The organism is Pseudomonas sp. TH06 (assembly GCF_016651305.1).
Taxonomy (GTDB): domain Bacteria; phylum Pseudomonadota; class Gammaproteobacteria; order Pseudomonadales; family Pseudomonadaceae; genus Aquipseudomonas.
On sequence record NZ_JAEKEC010000001.1, the window covers coordinates 2,882,750 to 2,898,468 of the forward strand.

General features: G+C 59.0%; 15 protein-coding genes. 5 read left to right on the top strand and 10 right to left on the bottom strand.

Features of this window, described 5'->3' with window-relative positions; all coding sequences use genetic code 11:
* Nucleotides 1-3: 3 nt before the first annotated feature.
* From nth to metG, 7 genes are all read right to left on the bottom strand, one after another.
* Nucleotides 4-642 (bottom strand): endonuclease III, encoded by a 639-nt coding sequence (nth, locus tag JFT86_RS13015; RefSeq protein WP_201236977.1) that lies wholly within the window; start codon nucleotides 640-642, stop codon nucleotides 4-6.
* Nucleotides 639-1,220, bottom strand: coding sequence for an Rnf-Nqr domain containing protein (locus tag JFT86_RS13020; RefSeq protein WP_201236978.1), 582 nt, complete (start codon nucleotides 1,218-1,220; stop codon nucleotides 639-641). The genes nth and JFT86_RS13020 overlap by 4 nt, the downstream gene beginning before the upstream one ends.
* The gene (locus JFT86_RS13025) at nucleotides 1,217-1,822 is read right to left on the bottom strand and encodes an RnfABCDGE type electron transport complex subunit G (protein ID WP_201236979.1); all 606 of its coding nucleotides are present in this window, start codon (nucleotides 1,820-1,822) and stop codon (nucleotides 1,217-1,219) included. The genes JFT86_RS13020 and JFT86_RS13025 overlap by 4 nt, the downstream gene beginning before the upstream one ends.
* A complete protein-coding gene (locus JFT86_RS13030; protein WP_201236980.1) occupies nucleotides 1,819-2,802 on the bottom strand; it encodes an RnfABCDGE type electron transport complex subunit D in 984 nt (327 codons plus the stop codon). Before JFT86_RS13030 ends, JFT86_RS13025 begins: the two co-directional genes overlap by 4 nt.
* Nucleotides 2,789-3,997 (bottom strand): electron transport complex subunit RsxB, encoded by a 1,209-nt coding sequence (gene rsxB, locus JFT86_RS13035; protein WP_201236981.1) that lies wholly within the window; start codon nucleotides 3,995-3,997, stop codon nucleotides 2,789-2,791. The genes JFT86_RS13030 and rsxB overlap by 14 nt, the downstream gene beginning before the upstream one ends.
* Nucleotides 3,994-4,563, bottom strand: coding sequence for an Rnf-Nqr domain containing protein (locus tag JFT86_RS13040; RefSeq protein ID WP_201236982.1), 570 nt, complete (start codon nucleotides 4,561-4,563; stop codon nucleotides 3,994-3,996). Before JFT86_RS13040 ends, rsxB begins: the two co-directional genes overlap by 4 nt.
* Before the next feature lie 131 nt (nucleotides 4,564-4,694).
* Nucleotides 4,695-6,746 carry a methionine--tRNA ligase gene (gene metG, locus JFT86_RS13045; RefSeq protein ID WP_201236983.1) on the bottom strand — a complete coding sequence of 684 codons (2,052 nt, stop codon included), beginning with the start codon at nucleotides 6,744-6,746 and terminating at the stop codon, nucleotides 4,695-4,697.
* A gap of 322 nt (nucleotides 6,747-7,068) precedes the next feature.
* Between metG and apbC the strand changes: the two genes are divergently transcribed.
* Complete coding sequence (gene apbC / locus JFT86_RS13050; RefSeq protein WP_103305495.1) at nucleotides 7,069-8,163, top strand: iron-sulfur cluster carrier protein ApbC; 1,095 nt, start codon at nucleotides 7,069-7,071, stop codon at nucleotides 8,161-8,163.
* 132 nt (nucleotides 8,164-8,295) lie between these two features.
* On the opposite strand, the gene JFT86_RS13055 is transcribed toward apbC, so the two are convergent.
* Complete coding sequence (locus tag JFT86_RS13055; RefSeq protein WP_123453767.1) at nucleotides 8,296-9,054, bottom strand: SDR family oxidoreductase; 759 nt, start codon at nucleotides 9,052-9,054, stop codon at nucleotides 8,296-8,298.
* 161 nt (nucleotides 9,055-9,215) lie between these two features.
* Here JFT86_RS13055 and JFT86_RS13060 point away from each other — a divergent pair, with 161 nt between their 5' ends.
* From JFT86_RS13060 to groL, 4 genes are all read left to right on the top strand, one after another.
* Nucleotides 9,216-9,947 (top strand): HugZ family protein, encoded by a 732-nt coding sequence (locus JFT86_RS13060; RefSeq protein ID WP_201236984.1) that lies wholly within the window; start codon nucleotides 9,216-9,218, stop codon nucleotides 9,945-9,947.
* A gap of 65 nt (nucleotides 9,948-10,012) precedes the next feature.
* Nucleotides 10,013-10,489, top strand: a complete 477-nt coding sequence (locus JFT86_RS13065) for an FxsA family protein (protein WP_201236985.1) — start codon at nucleotides 10,013-10,015, stop codon at nucleotides 10,487-10,489.
* Nucleotides 10,490-10,749: 260 nt separating this feature from the next.
* The gene (locus JFT86_RS13070) at nucleotides 10,750-11,043 is read left to right on the top strand and encodes a co-chaperone GroES (protein WP_038369061.1); all 294 of its coding nucleotides are present in this window, start codon (nucleotides 10,750-10,752) and stop codon (nucleotides 11,041-11,043) included.
* A gap of 51 nt (nucleotides 11,044-11,094) precedes the next feature.
* A complete protein-coding gene (groL, locus tag JFT86_RS13075; protein ID WP_016986670.1) occupies nucleotides 11,095-12,741 on the top strand; it encodes a chaperonin GroEL in 1,647 nt (548 codons plus the stop codon).
* A 204-nt stretch (nucleotides 12,742-12,945) separates the two neighbouring features.
* Here groL and JFT86_RS13080 read toward each other — a convergent pair whose 3' ends face one another.
* Together JFT86_RS13080 and JFT86_RS13085 are read right to left on the bottom strand one after the other, a co-directional pair.
* The gene (locus JFT86_RS13080) at nucleotides 12,946-13,689 is read right to left on the bottom strand and encodes a phosphatase PAP2 family protein (RefSeq protein ID WP_201236986.1); all 744 of its coding nucleotides are present in this window, start codon (nucleotides 13,687-13,689) and stop codon (nucleotides 12,946-12,948) included.
* Nucleotides 13,690-13,743: 54 nt separating this feature from the next.
* Entirely contained in the window at nucleotides 13,744-15,693 is a 1,950-nt protein-coding gene (locus JFT86_RS13085) for an LTA synthase family protein (RefSeq protein WP_201236987.1), read from the bottom strand.
* Between the last annotated feature and the right edge of the window lie 26 nt (nucleotides 15,694-15,719).

Consider the following 15,719-nt stretch of genomic DNA (forward strand, 5'->3'; position numbering starts at 1 on the left):
CGATCAATCGTCCGATGTTTTGGCTTTGTACTCGCACAGATCTTCGATCCTGCAGCTGCCGCACCGGGGCTTGCGTGCCAGACACACATAGCGTCCGTGAAGAATCAGCCAGTGGTGGGAGTCGAGCAGGAACTCCTTGGGGACGAACTTCATCAGCTTCTTTTCCACCTCGATCACATTCTTGCCGGGAGCGATTCCAGTGCGGTTGCTGACGCGGAAGATGTGCGTGTCGACGGCCATGGTCAGTTGGCGAAAAGCCGTGTTGAGCACCACGTTGGCAGTCTTTCGGCCCACTCCCGGCAAGGCTTCTAGCTCCTCACGCGTTTGCGGTACTTCGCTGCCGTGGCGCTCGACCAGCAAGCGGCAAGTCTCGATGACGTTCTTCGCCTTGCTGTTGTAAAGGCCGATGGTCTTGATGTATTCGGACAGACCTTCGACGCCCAGCGCATATATCGCCGCCGGGGTGTTGGCCACCGGGAAAAGCTTCGCCGTCGCCTTGTTGACACCCACGTCGGTCGATTGCGCCGAAAGAATCACGGCAATCAGCAGTTCGAAAGGCGAAGAGTAGGCCAGTTCGGTTTTCGGCTCGGGATTGTCTTCATGCAGTCGGCGAAAGATCTCAAGACGTTTTGCGGCATTCATGGGCGATGCGTTTCCTTGGAAATAGAGTTCGAGCGGGTCCACGCCTGACGGGCTGCGAGCAACAGGCCCAAAAGAATCAGCGCGCCCGGAACCAGAGTTGCCAGATGCAACCCTACACTGAATAAAACCAGACCTTGCCAATGTTCGAAGAGCCCTCGGCCGAGGGTCCCCTGGCCGGCGAGTTCTCGCAGCAAGGCGAGGATCAGCATCAAGACGCCAAACAGCCCAGCGAGTCTGAAACGCTCGATTCGCGTCTGTTGGAAGAAACCATTGTGTTCCAGTACCACGCACTGCAAGGCGATCAGGCCGGCATAAAGCCCCAAGGCCTGATGCCATGACAAAAACCAGCGTTGCCCGAAAATCTCGGCGCAACTGGCCAATGTCGCTGCAAGCAGCAAGCAGGCGAGTAGTGTGCTTGTCCCCGTCAGGCGCGACCGCAGGGGGAGCATGCACGCGCCGTAAGCACCCACGACCAGAACGAACATCAGAACCGTTAGCAGCGCGCCAGCCAACGAGCCGGTGGTGCCCAGCAGCAACATCAGCATCAATGAGTTCGCCAGCGTCGCCGATCGGGTCATGGTTCGTTCCCCAGTAACGGCGCACGATGCTCATCGAAGTAGCGCAGCGCATCATGAATGGCATGGATCGCCGCGCGGGAGGTAATGGTCGCGCCCGCCATTTGATCAAACTGCCCCTGATCCTTTTTCAGCGCCCAACCGGAATCCGTCGGTTGATTGCTCGATTTGCCGGTAAATACCTGCAACCACGTATTCGGCCAGTCGCCCAAATGTCCGCCCAGTGCCGGAGTTTCTGTCTGTTTGAGGGTTTTTACGCCGAGCAGTTTTCCGTCGGCATCAATGGCAATCAACAATTCGATGCTGCCCGCATAGCCCTCGGTCTGGCTGCGCAGCAACACCGCGACTGGCTTGCCAGCCCTGGTCGCGCGATAGCCACCGATCAGCGTGCTGTGGCTCAAGGCTACGTTTGCCAGGACCAGCGGCTGTTCCAGCGGTTGATTGTCGTAGGTATCTGCCGCGAGCACGTCGAGCAGTTTGCGACTGTCGAGCAGACGTTGCGCAGCGGCAATCTGCGGTGCATTGCTGCGTTGTACGAGGTACGTCGCACCGACGCCGACGACGGCCACCAGTAGCAGCGTGAGCGCGCTTGTCGTCCGATTCATGGGCTCACCTGTGCATGCCGACTGGCGGCAAAACGTTCCAGCACCGGCACGCAGAGATTCATCAACAACACCGCAAACGCCACACCGTCCGGATATCCGCCCCACGTACGAATCAGATAAGTCAGCAAGCCGACACCGACGCCAAACAGTAGGCGGGCGAGAGGACTTTTGGCGCCGGACACCGGTTCAGTAATGATGAAGAATGCGCCAAGCATGGTGGCGCCACTGAGCAGGTGGAACAGGGGCGAGCCGTGTGAGTCCGAACCCGAGCCGTTCCAGCACAACAGACTGACCACAAACAGACTGGCGAGCATACCAACCGGCGCATGCCAGCCGAACACGCGTCGTTGCAGTAAAAACAGCCCGCCAGCTAGGAATGCCAGATTCACCCATTCCACACCCTGGCTGCCGAAACGCCCGAATGCCGGGTTGGCGGCGAACAGCTCATCGATGGTCAGACTTTTATTGATGCGCAAACTGTCCAGAGCCGTGGCCTGAACCCAGGCATCCGGCGCCTGAGCGGGATTGAACACCTGCTGCACCGCGTCAATCAGCGCCAGGCCGTGAGCCGGCCAATGTGTCATCGGTTGTGGAAACATCACCATGATCAAGGCAAATCCGAGCATGGCCGGGTTGAACGGGTTTTTGCCCACGCCGCCATACAGGTGCTTGCCAAACAACAGGCCGAAGGCAATTGCGGACACCGTCAACCACCACGGGCAATAAGGTGGCAACGCAACGGCCAGCAGTGTCGCGCTGACCAGCGCACTGCCGTCACTCAATGTTGGCTGTAAAGGTTGGCGGCGCAGACGTGTGACGCCCGCCTCGACGATCAACGCGGTGCTGACCGACAGCATCAAATTGATCAACACGCCCCAGCCGTACAGCGCGAACAAAGTCAGCAGACCCGGCAGCGTGGCGAGCAGCACCAGTTTCATCGCCTGTTGCAGGCGATCGTCGGGTGCCTCAAGGGGTGACATGATCTTGCACCTGGCGCTCGGCGTCTTGCAGACGGGCGCGGGCCTTGTCGAGGGTTTCGGCGGGCGTGTCGGCGCTGCGTTCGAGTTTGTTGAAGTCGGCGCGGGCGTAGGCCAATTCGGTTTTCAACTGGCGAAGCTGGCCGTCGATCGGGCGTTTTTCCACTCGCACAATGTCAGGCACAGGCTGATCACTTGATTCTTCGGCGGAGTGAAGAGCTTGCTCGGCCTCACGCAGTGCCTGTTCCAGTGCGGCAATCTGCTCGGGGGACGCTTCGGCGGTCTGTGCCTTTTTCAATTCGGCGCGACGCATGGCCAACTGGATTTTCGCCCGTTTCAGGTCGGCATCCTTCGCCGGGGCGGGTGCGACCGGAGCCGCGGGTGCGCTGCTTTCGAGTTTCGCCAGCGCCTGCTCGGCCGCTGCAAATTGTTGCTGCAACACGATCAATTGCGACTGCTGCTCAAAGGTCGGCGGATGACCGAAAGCTTTCAGTGACTTGTGCAACTGCGCGCGGCTCATCGCGACATCGATCTTGGCTTTCTTCAGCGCTGCATCCGCGGTGGCGGCTTTTTGTGCGCGCACACGCTCCAGCGCAGCCTGCACGGGGTCAAGCGTAGTGACTTCAGGTTGTGCAGCCTTTTTCGCCCTCGCTTCACGTTCAGTCTGTTTCTGCTGTTCTTCTCGTTGCAGGCGCGCATTACGGCGTTCGAAACGCTGGCGAGCATGGTCGCGTTTGACGGCGCGAGCGCGTTGTTCTTCAAGGCTGAACGCCAGCCCACCCACCACCGGCAATGTGCCGAGTGGCAGTGGATGCATTTCGATGCAATCCACCGGGCACGGCGCCACGCACAGGTCGCAACCGGTGCACTCGTCGATGATCACCGTGTGCATCAATTTTGCCGCACCGACGATGGCGTCGATCGGGCAGGCCTGAATGCACTTGGTGCAACCGATGCACTCGGCTTCGCGGATGTAGGCGACTTGCGGCGGTGCCGAACCACGGCTGATGTCCAGTTCCAGCACCGGTACTTTCAACAGCTCGGCCAATGCCGCGACGGTTTCGTCACCGCCCGGCGGGCATTTGTTGATCGGCTCGCCGGCGACGATGCCTTCCGCGTAGGGTTTGCATCCGGGATGGCCGCACTTGCCGCATTGGGTCTGCGGCAGCAGGGCATCGATGCGTTGAATCAGACTCATGTTTTGATCAGTCCACTGAATCCGAGAAAAATCACTGCGATCAATCCGGCGCCGATCAGGTCGATCGGCAAGCCGCGAAAGGGCAGGGGAATGTCGTTACCGGCCGTGCGCTCGCGCAAATCGCTGAACAGGCTCAGGATCAGCCAGAAGCCCAGCCCAGCACCGAGGCTCAATGCCGTTGCATGCAACAGCCCTTGATCGTTTTGTGCATTGATCAGCGCCAGACCGAGTACGCCGGCATTACCCAGCAGCAGCGGCCACAAACCGTCGAACGGCCAGTCGGGCAGTCCGCGAGCCAAGGCTTTCAGCAGCGGTGCGATCAACAACACGCTCAACGGCAGAAACACGAATAGATGCAAGGCTTGCAGTTGCCATGGCACCAGCAGCCAGTGCCAGAGCACTTGACCGATCACCCCGACCAGCAGCATCAAACATAACGTCGCCAGCCCCAGCGCATGCACCTGACGGCGACTGCCCGCCAACAGCGGATCGACGCCCAGCGGCCAGTGCAACACGAAGTTGTTGAGCAGCGCAGCACTGAAAAGCGTAAGCACAAGTTCGGTCATGGTTCTGCCGGCGAAACGGGCGGGTGTCTCTTAAGGTTAGGCATTATCCGGCACACCGGAAGGGTGGGCCAGATATGAAAAATCCCACCGGCATGCAGGGCACGCCGGTGGGATCGATTTGCCGCCGCGTCTTACTTGATGCGTTGGCCTGGCTTCGCGCCGCTGTCCGGGCTCAGCAGGTAGATTTCTTCACCGCCGGGACCTGCGGCCATCACCATGCCTTCGGAAATACCGAACTTCATTTTCCGTGGTTTGAGGTTGGCGATCATCATGGTCAGGCGACCGTCGAGTTTGGACGGATCCGGGTAAGCGCTCTTGATCCCCGAGAACACGTTGCGTTGCTCGTCACCGATGTCCAGGGTCAGGCGCAGCAGCTTGTCGGCACCTTCCACGTGTTCGGCCTTGACGATCAGTGCGACGCGCAGGTCGATGGCGGCAAAGGCGTCGAAGTCGATTTCCGGCGACAGCGGATCCTTGGCCAGTTCGCCGTTGCCCGCCGGTGCGGCTGCACCGGTATCGGTCTGGCTGGCGGTCAGGTCTTCTTTCGAGGCGTCGCTCATGGCTTGCACTTTTACCGGGTCGATGCGGGTCATCAACGGCTTGAATTCGTTCAACTGGTGGTTGGCCAGCAGGGTGGTGTGGTCGTTCCAGGTCAGCGGGGCGACGTTGAGGAACGCCTCGGCATCGGCGGCCAGCAGCGGCAGCACCGGTTTGAGGAAGATCACCAGTTGGCGGAACAGGTTGATGGCGGTGGCGCAGATCGCCTGGACTTCATCCTGCTTGCCTTCCTGCTTGTTCAACGACCACGGTGCCTTGTCGGCGATCCACGCGTTGGCGCGGTCGGCCAGGGCCATGGTTTCACGCATGGCACGGGCGAAGTCGCGGGCTTCATAGGCGTCGGCGATGCTTGGCGCGGCGGCGAGGAAAGCTTCGGTCAGTTCAGGCGCGGCATTGTTGTCGACCAGCAGGCCGGCGTTGCCCTTCTGAATGAAACCGGCGCAACGGCTGGCGATGTTGACCACTTTGCCGACCAGGTCGGAGTTGACCTTCTGCACGAAGTCTTCGAGGTTCAGGTCGAGGTCGTCGACGCCACGGCCCAGCTTGGCTGCGTAGTAGTAGCGCAGGTATTCCGGCGACAGGTGATCGAGGTACGTACGGGCCTTGATGAAGGTGCCACGGGACTTCGACATCTTCTGACCGTTGACGGTCAGGTAGCCGTGAACGTTGATCCCGGTTGGCTTGCGGTAGCCCGCGCCTTCGAGCATCGCTGGCCAGAACAGTGCGTGGAAGTTGACGATGTCCTTGCCGATGAAGTGGTACAGCTCGGCGGTGGAGTCCTTGGCCCAGAACGCATCGAAGTCCAGCTCCGGCGTACGGTCGCAAAGGTTCTTGAAGCTGGCCATGTAGCCGATCGGTGCATCCAGCCACACGTAGAAGTATTTGCCTGGCTCGCCCGGGATCTCGAAACCGAAGTACGGCGCATCGCGGGAGATGTCCCACTGTTGCAGGCCGGCGTCCAGCCATTCGGCGATCTTGTTGGCCACGGCGTCCTGCAAGGTGCCGCTGCGGGTCCAGGTCTGCAGCATTTGCTGGAAGTCTGGCAGCTTGAAGAAGAAGTGCTGGGAATCCTTGAGCACCGGGGTGGCACCAGAGATTGCCGACTTCGGATCTTTCAAGTCAGTCGGTGCGTAGGTTGCACCGCATTTTTCGCAGTTGTCGCCGTACTGGTCTTCAGTGCCACATTTCGGGCAGGTGCCCTTGATGAAGCGGTCGGCCAGGAACATTTTCTTTTCCGGGTCGAAATACTGGGTGATCGAGCGCTGGGCGATGTGCCCGGCGTCACGCAGCTTGATGTAGATCTGGCTCGACAGCTCACGGTTTTCTTCGGCGTGAGTGGAGTGGAAGTTGTCGAAGTCGACCAGGAACTCGGCAAAGTCGGCGCTGTGTTCAGCCTGCACGTTGGCGATCAGTTGTTCCGGGGTGATGCCTTCCTTTTCCGCGCGCAGCATGATCGCCGAACCGTGGGCGTCGTCGGCGCAGACATAGATGCATTGATTGCCGCGATGCTTCTGGAAGCGCACCCACATATCGGTCTGGATATATTCCAGCATATGGCCAAGGTGGATCGAACCGTTGGCGTAGGGCAGGGCGCTGGTGACGAGGATCTTGCGTGGTTCGGACATGTGGGGCTTCGCTACTTGATGAAACGGAGGTCGGCCACTATAAAGCGCTGGCGCATATTTTTCACCCCTGAGCCGCTGGGTACTTAGAGAGCATTTGTGGCGAGGGGATTTATCCCCGATGGGTGGCGAAGCCGCCCCAAAACCATACAACTCGGTGTATCAGGCAAACCGCGTTGAATGGTTTCACGACTGCTGTGCAGCCGATCGGGGATAAATCCCCTCGCCACAAAGGTTTTCCTGCTCGAGCAATCTGTTCGCCTCAAATCAATGTCCAGCGTACGATACCCGCCATCTTTTCCCAGTCTTGTTATCGGAGTTGCCCATGAGTGCCGTCACTCGCGCAGCGGTGGAAGCCGTCCTCAGCCAATACACTGACCCTTACCTGAATCAGGACCCGGTCAGCGCCGGTTGCGTGAAGAACATCGAAATCATCGGTGATCGCGTCAACGTCCAGCTGGAAATCGGTTACGCCGCCGGTCTGTTCAAGAGCGGCTGGGCGCAATTGCTGCAATTGGCCATCGAAAATCTCGATGGCGTAGTGATCGCCAAAGTCGAGGTCAACAGCGTGATTGCCGCGCACAAGGCCCAGGCGCAGATTCCCGGGCTGGCCAACGTCAAGAACGTGGTCGCGGTCGCCTCGGGCAAGGGCGGCGTGGGCAAATCGACCACGGCGGCCAACCTCGCACTGGCATTGGCCCGTGAAGGCGCCAAGGTGGGGATTCTCGACGCTGATATCTACGGCCCGAGCCAGGGCATCATGTTCGGCATTCCCGAGCGGACCCGCCCTGAAGTCAAGGATCAGAAGTGGTTCGTGCCACTCAAGGCCCACGGCGTGGAAGTCATGTCGATGGCCTTCCTGACCGACGACAACACGCCGATGGTCTGGCGCGGTCCAATGGTTTCCGGCGCGCTGCTGCAACTGGTCACGCAAACCGCGTGGGGCGATCTGGATTATCTGGTCATCGACATGCCGCCAGGCACCGGCGACATCCAGCTGACCCTGGCGCAGAAAGTGCCGGTGGCGGGCGCCGTGATCGTCACCACCCCGCAGGATCTGGCACTGCTCGACGCGCGCAAAGGCGTGGAAATGTTCCGCAAGGTCAACATTCCAGTGCTGGGCGTGGTGGAAAACATGGCGGTGCACATCTGCTCGAACTGTGGACATGCCGAGCATCTGTTCGGTGAGGGCGGTGGCGAGAAGCTGGCGACCCAATATGGCGTCGAACTGCTGGCTTCGCTGCCGTTGTCGATGCTGATCCGCGAACAGGCCGATGGCGGCAAACCGACGGTGATCGCCGAGCCGGACAGCCAGATTGCCATGGTCTATCAGGAACTCGCCCGCCATGTGGGCGCACGGATCGTGTTGCAGGAAGCCGCAACGCCAGCCATGCCGAACATCACCATCAGCGACGATTGATCCATCAGCAACACTGAAAGACCTGTAGGAGTGAGCCTGCTCGCGATAGCGGATTAACATTCAACAGAGATGTTGAATGAGTGACCGCAATCGCGAGCAGGCTCACTCCTACAGTTGGTTTTGTGGTGGGACTTAGATGCGCAACCCGCCATCCATCTCCAGAATCCGCCCGGTGTAGTAGTCGTTCTCGAAGATGTACGCCGCCGAGTGAGCAATCTCTTCCGGCTTGCCCATGCGCTTGAGCGGAATCCCTGAAGTCATTTTCTCCAGCGCTTCCGGCTTCATGCCCAGGGTCATCTCGGTCTCGATGAAGCCCGGCGCAATGCCCGCCACGCGGATGCCATAACGCGCCAGCTCTTTGGCCCAGGTCACGGTCGCCGCCGCAACACCCGCCTTGGCGGCGGAGTAGTTGGTCTGGCCGACGTTGCCCGCGCGGGAGATCGACGAGATGTTGATGATCGCGCCGCTGTTCTTCAGCTCGACCATTTTTGCCGCCACTTCACGGGTGCACAGAAACACGCCGGTCAGGTTGACGTCGATCACCGCCTGCCACTGGGCCAGGCTCATCTTGGTCATCTCGCCGTCCTTGACCTTGAGCAGCAAGCCATCGCGCAGGATCCCGGCGTTGTTGATCAAACCGTGGATCGCGCCGAAATCTGCCGCCACCTGGGCGACCATGTGCTCGACCTGTTCTTCATTGGCGACGTTGCACAGATAGCTGCGCGCCTCGACACCCTTGGCTTTGCAGGCGGCCACCGCGTCGTCGAGTTTTTCCTGGTTCAGATCGACCAGTGCCAGCCTCGCACCTTTACCGGCGAAATACTCGGCCATGGAACGGCCCAAACCCTGGCAACCGCCGGTGATAATGATTACTTTGTCGTTGAGTTGCATTCGCATGCCCCGATAGCAGGTCAGAGTGGTTTTCCTTGGAGAGCCTCTCGATCTGCGCCCGACGTGGCCTGGCTGCACATGAGAATTGCCCCGAAGGTGATCGGAACTTATCCCGTTCACCCGTCCGTTTTTTCGACGGATTCTATTTAAGGAGTCATAAATTGAGCGTTGAAGTGGCCAAGAATGCCCGAGAATTGCTTCTCAAGGAATACCGCGGAGTGCTATCGACACACTCCAAATCGATGCCCGGTTTTCCCTTTGGCTCCGTCGTGCCTTATTGCCTGGACGAGCAGGGCCGGCCGCTGATCCTGATAAGCCGCATCGCCCAGCACACCCATAACCTGCAAAAAGATCCGAAGTGCTCGATGCTGGTGGGTGAGCGCGAGGCTGATGACGTGCAAGCCGTTGGTCGCCTGACCTATCTGGCTGAAGCCGAAAAGCTCGAGGACGCCGCTGCCATTGAAGCCGCCGCCGAGCGCTACTATCGCTACTTCCCCGACTCACAGAACTACCACAAGGCCCATGATTTCGATTTCTGGGTGTTGAAACCGGTGCGCCATCGCTACATCGGCGGTTTCGGCGCGATTCACTGGATCGATCAGTTGACCCTGGCCAACCCGTTCGCCGGCAAAGCTGAAATCAGCATGGTCGAGCACATGAACAGCGACCACGCCAAAGCCATCGCGCATTACGTCGATCTGGCCGGCCTGCCGAAAACCGTGCCGGCGCAAATGGCCGGGATCGACACCGAGGGCATGCACCTGCGCATCGGTCAGGCGCTCTACTGGTTGCCGTTTCAAGCACCTTGTCATACGCCGATACAAGTGCGCGAAGCCTTGGTTTCTCTGGCTCACGCCGAGGTCTGGCCAAAAAAGGCAGTGGCCGACGCTTGAATTCACGAAAGGGCGACGTCATCTAAGGCTTACTGCAAGGCATTTCTTGCGTTGAGGAAATTTTGATGCGCCCTTTTTTGTTGCTCTTTCTGCTGTTTCCGGTGCTGGAGCTCTTCGTATTCGTCAAAGTGGCAGGGGCTATCGGGTTTTTCCCGGCCCTGCTGCTGATCATTCTCGGCTCGATGTTCGGTGTGTTCGTGCTGCGCGTCGCCGGTCTGGCAACGGCACTGCGTGCCCGTGAAAGCCTGAACCGCGGCGAACTGCCTGCGCAAACCATGCTTGAAGGCCTGATGCTGGCATTGGCGGGTGGTTTGTTGATCCTGCCGGGCTTCATCAGCGACGTGGTCGGTCTGGTGATGTTGCTGCCGTTCACGCGTCGTCTGCTGGCGAACAAAATGCGCCAGCGCGCCGAAGATCAGGCCATGCGCCAGCGTGCGTTCGCCGATGACCTGCAACCCCGTGGCGGTCCTGCACCGCGCCAGCCTTTGGGCCGCGAGGGTGATGTGATCGAAGGCGAATTCGAGCACCGCGACACCAAGTAACCTGTTCAGCGACACGGCACCTTCGGGTGCCGTGCTCGTTTATGGGCTGTTTTTGTGCTGAACATTCGCGAAATTTTTTTAGCCTCGCCCTTGTAATAAGCTTATGCGCCCCTATGTAACGGTCACCGAAAGGTTTCCGGCATTCGAGTCGGACAGACTTCCGCGGCTCGCTCGACGAACCGCAACCGGCGCAGGCCGGATTTGTTAAACCCGCCGGGACTACACCGGCCGATGAAAACCACAATTAGGAGAGATCGACAATGAAGCTTCGTCCTCTGCATGACCGCGTCGTTATCCGTCGCAGCGAAGAAGAAAAGAAAACCGCTGGCGGTATCGTCCTGCCAGGTTCGGCTGCTGAAAAAGCCAACCACGGTGAAATTCTCGCTGTAGGTACCGGCAAAGTGCTGGACAGCGGTGAAGTGCGTGCACTGGCCGTCAAGGTTGGCGACAAGGTTGTGTTCGGTCCTTACTCCGGCAGCAACACTGTGAAAGTCGACGGCGAAGACCTGCTGGTAATGAGCGAGAACGAAATCCTCGCTGTTATCGAAGGCTGATACCCCCCGTTCATTTTCCCGCTACTACAAAGTATTTAAGGAATATCGATCATGGCTGCTAAAGAAGTTCTGTTTGGCGATTCCGCCCGTAAAAAAATGCTCAAGGGCGTCAACGTCCTGGCTGACGCAGTAAAAGCGACCCTGGGCCCGAAAGGCCGTAACGTGATCATCGAGAAGAGCTTCGGCGCTCCGACCATCACCAAGGACGGCGTTTCCGTCGCCAAAGAAATCGAACTCGAAGACCGTTTCGAAAACATGGGCGCGCAGCTGGTCAAAGACGTTGCCTCCCGTGCCAACGATGACGCTGGTGACGGTACTACTACCGCTACCGTTCTCGCTCAGTCGATCGTCAACGAAGGCCTGAAAGCCGTCGCTGCCGGCATGAACCCGATGGACCTGAAGCGCGGTATCGACAAAGCGACCATCGCCATTGTCAAAGAGCTGAAGAACCTGTCCAAGCCTTGCGCTGACACCAAGGCCATCGCTCAGGTCGGCACCATCTCGGCCAACTCTGACAGCTCCATCGGCGACATCATTGCCGAAGCCATGGAAAAAGTCGGTAAAGAAGGCGTGATCACCGTTGAAGAAGGCACAGGCCTGGAAAACGAACTGTCGGTTGTTGAAGGCATGCAGTTCGACCGTGGCTACCTGTCCCCATACTTCGTCAACAAGCCAGAGACCATGGTTGCCGAGCTGGACAGCCCGCTGATCCTGCTGGTCGACAAAAAGATCTCGAACATCCGCGAAATGCTGCCAGTGCTGGAAGCCGTTGCCAAAGCCGGCCGTCCACTGCTGATCGTTTCCGAAGACGTTGAAGGCGAAGCCCTGGCGACTCTGGTTGTGAACAACATGCGTGGCATCGTTAAAGTCGCAGCCGTCAAGGCTCCAGGCTTCGGCGACCGTCGCAAGGCCATGCTGCAGGACATCGCTGTTCTGACCGGCGGTACCGTTATCTCCGAAGAGATCGGCCTGAGCCTGGAAGCCGCTACCCTGGAAAACCTCGGCAGCGCCAAGCGTGTGACCATCTCCAAGGAAAACACCATCATCGTTGACGGTGCTGGCGTTGAAGCAGACATCCAGGCGCGTATCACTCAGATCCGTGCCCAGGCTGCTGAAACTTCCTCGGACTACGACCGTGAAAAACTGCAAGAGCGTCTGGCCAAGCTGTCCGGCGGCGTTGCAGTCATCAAGGTTGGCGCTGGTTCCGAAGTAGAAATGAAAGAGAAGAAAGCCCGCGTTGAAGACGCCCTGCACGCAACTCGTGCAGCCGTTGAAGAAGGCGTGGTACCTGGCGGTGGCGTTGCGCTGATCCGCGCTCTGCAAACCCTGAACGACCTGAAAGGCGACAACGCTGATCAGGACGTCGGTATCGCAGTTCTGCGCCGCGCTGTTGAAGCACCGCTGCGCCAGATCGCTGCCAACAGCGGCGACGAGCCAAGCGTTGTAGTCAACGAAGTCAAGAACGGCAAAGGTAACTTCGGTTACAACGCCGCGACTGGCGAGTACGGCGACATGATCGAAATGGGCATCCTGGACCCAACCAAGGTTACCCGTTCCGCGCTGCAAGCTGCATCGTCGATCGGCGGTCTGATCCTGACCACCGAAGCGGCAGTAGCTGACGCGCCGAAGAAAGACGGCGGCGCTGGCGGCGGCATGCCAGACATGGGCGGCATGGGTGGCATGGGCGGCATGATGTAAGCCAGACTTACCCCCGTAACGCAAAACCCCGCTGGCGAAAGCCAGCGGGGTTTTTTATTGCCCGGATATCGAACTTCACACATAACCCATGTAGGAGTGAGCCTGCTCCGGGCGGCGTTCCGACGATAGCGGTGTGTCATTCAACATGATTGCGACTGACATACCGCTATCGCGAGCAGGCTCGCTCCTACATGGGATCGTGTTTCAGGCGCTGACGGTTTGTGTTTTTACGACTATTTCAGCCTTCAGCGCCGGGCGATACAGCACCCAGTAATACGACCCCAGACAAATCAGCCAGCAGAAAATCGCCGTCCAGACGTTGTGCGAAAAGAAGTGCGCGCCCTGCATCATCCGGCTGATCGAAAACACCGAGCCCAGCGCAAAGGCAAAAATGAACGCTTGCCGGGCAAGACGCGGACGCCGATCACGCAGCACAAAGAACAGCGCAAACAATGTGAAGCCAGTGGCCGCATGACCGCCGGGCCAGCAACGCCCCGGTTTGTCGGTAGGCGGACGATGGTCGAGCAGTTTGCTGTAGGTCTCATGCCCACCGAATTGCTCAAGGCTCCATGGGCATTGCACCGCCGTCACCGCTTTGACCGGTGTGACGAACGAAGTCGCCAGCCCCAGAGACAATACCAGGCAACCGAGTTCGCGCTTGAACGGTTTCACTCGTTGAATGAAGAACGAACCAATGAAACCCAGAATCGCGAACACGGAGAAGCCGATAACCACTTGCTTGGCGCGGTCGTGAAGAATGTTTTCGAGGAAGAAACTGTGGCGACCGATGAAGTCACCGGCCACCGGGTCGTAAAACATTCGCGCCAGAACCATGTCCAGATCGGTCATTTCCAGCAGGATCAGAGTGATTGCCGCGACGGCGGGAATGCCCAGGCATAACCATGGATTCAGCGGGCGAGGGGTGGCACGTACAGCACTTGATGACATGACGGATCCTGAACAAAAGAACACGCCCCGGGGCATCAGCCCGGGGCGTTTCGATTAACGTTCGCTGACTTGCGGAGCACCCTCCTTGGGTGCTTTCCAGCCAAGCAGCTGTTGCTTGAAGCCATAACTGGCCGTTTGGTAATACGTGATGGCGCGGCTGATCAGCGGGTCATCGCTGCTCGCCCGGGATTCGCGGCTCTCGCTCAAGGCATCGTCGTGGCGACGCAAACCCTGACGCGGACTGAGGATTGCCAGATCCTTGCCATCGAACAGCCCCAGATGCTGGTAGTTACCCACAACCACACGCGGTGGCAGCGGATTGTCCAGCAGCAGATTGCGACCGAAGAACGTCGATTGGTAATCCATGTTGAGCAAACCGAGCAGGGTCGGCGCAAGGTCAATCTGGCTGGCCAGTTGGCTGTTCTCACGCGGCTCAATCAGCTTCGGTGCATAGATGAACAACGGGATCTGATAGTTGGCGATCGGCAGGTCTTCCTTGCCGGCGCTGCCCGCCGTGTGGTCGGCGACGAAAATGAAGATCGTATTGTCGAACCACGGTTTGCGTCGCGCCTGTTCGAGGAACTGGCCGATGGCGTAGTCGGTGTACTTGACCGCGCCATCACGGCCGTTGCCGGATTTGATGTCGATGCGATTGTCCGGGTAGGTGTAAGGACGATGGTTGGATGTGGTCATCAGTTGTAGCAGGAATGGTTGCTGCTTGGCGTAATCGGCATCGGCCAGTTTCAGGGTCTGTTTGTACAGGTCTTCGTCGGCCATGCCCCAGGCATTTTTGAAGTGGATCTCGGCTTCATCGACGCTGCTCTGATCGACAACGCGATAGCCGTTGCCGCTGAAAAACGCGTTCATGTTGTCGAAATAGCCGCGCCCGCCATAGACGAAGACGCTGTCGTAACCGACCGCGCTCAACTGCTGGCCAAGGCTGGCGAAACCGCTTTCACGCCCGATACGCTTGACGATCGAGCGTCCCGGCGTCGGTGGAATGGCCAGGGTGATGGCTTCCAGGCCACGGTCGGTACGGGTGCCGGTGGCGTAGAAGTTGTTGAAATACAGGCTCTGCTTGCGCAAGGCATCGAGATTAGGCGTGAGGTTGCGTTCGTCGCCATTGCTGCCCAGGTATTTGGCGCTGAGGCTTTCGATGGTCACCAGCACAATGTTCGGCGTACGCGCGATGCCGGGGTTGTCGATCATCCGGCGAATATCCTGCGGGTCCTGACCGATGAAGCGGGCGTTGGGCTCACTCAGTTCAGCACGAATCTGCCGGGCGACTGCATCCGCTGCATGGCTGCTGTAGAACTGGGTGTAATCCAGTTCGTTGTTTCGGAACGCGGCGAAAAACTGATAAGGGCCATTGCTCGCCAACTCATTTTGATAGGCATTGCCACCCTGAGCGCGAGGCGCGTCCTGGCTGAGCAGTTGCAGGCTGAGGCCGGCGACGATCAGCAGACCGAGAGCATTCAACAAGCGCCCACGCAATGGCGGCAACGGAGCATCCAGCGCGGCATTGAATGGCCTGCGCAAGGCAACACTGATGGCCACGGCGAGCACGCCGAGAATGCTCAGCAACGTGCCGATCGGGTATGACTCCAGCACGTTGTTCAGTACTTCGTCGGAATACACCAGATAGTCGACGGCGATGAAATTGAAACGCACGCCGAACTCGTCCCAGAACAGCCATTCGGCGGTAGCGGTGAAGAGCATTGCGAACAGGCTGACGGTCAGCAGACCTTGCAGAAACCAGCGATGACCGCGACGGCGCCACAGGGCCGGTGGGCACAGCAGCAGGTACAGACCCAACGGCAGCGCCGCATAGGCAAGGAAACCCAGGTCATACAGCAGGCCGATACCGAACACGGAAAAAGCTCCGCCACCGGCCTCATTCAAATGAGTCAGCAACAGAGCCGTTCGGGTCAGGGCAAATATCACCAGCCAGGCACCGGTGATCAGCAACAGAAGGCGCATGGGCGCCGTCTTGAAAAAGTCCATTGTCTACATTCCTTATATCTAATGGC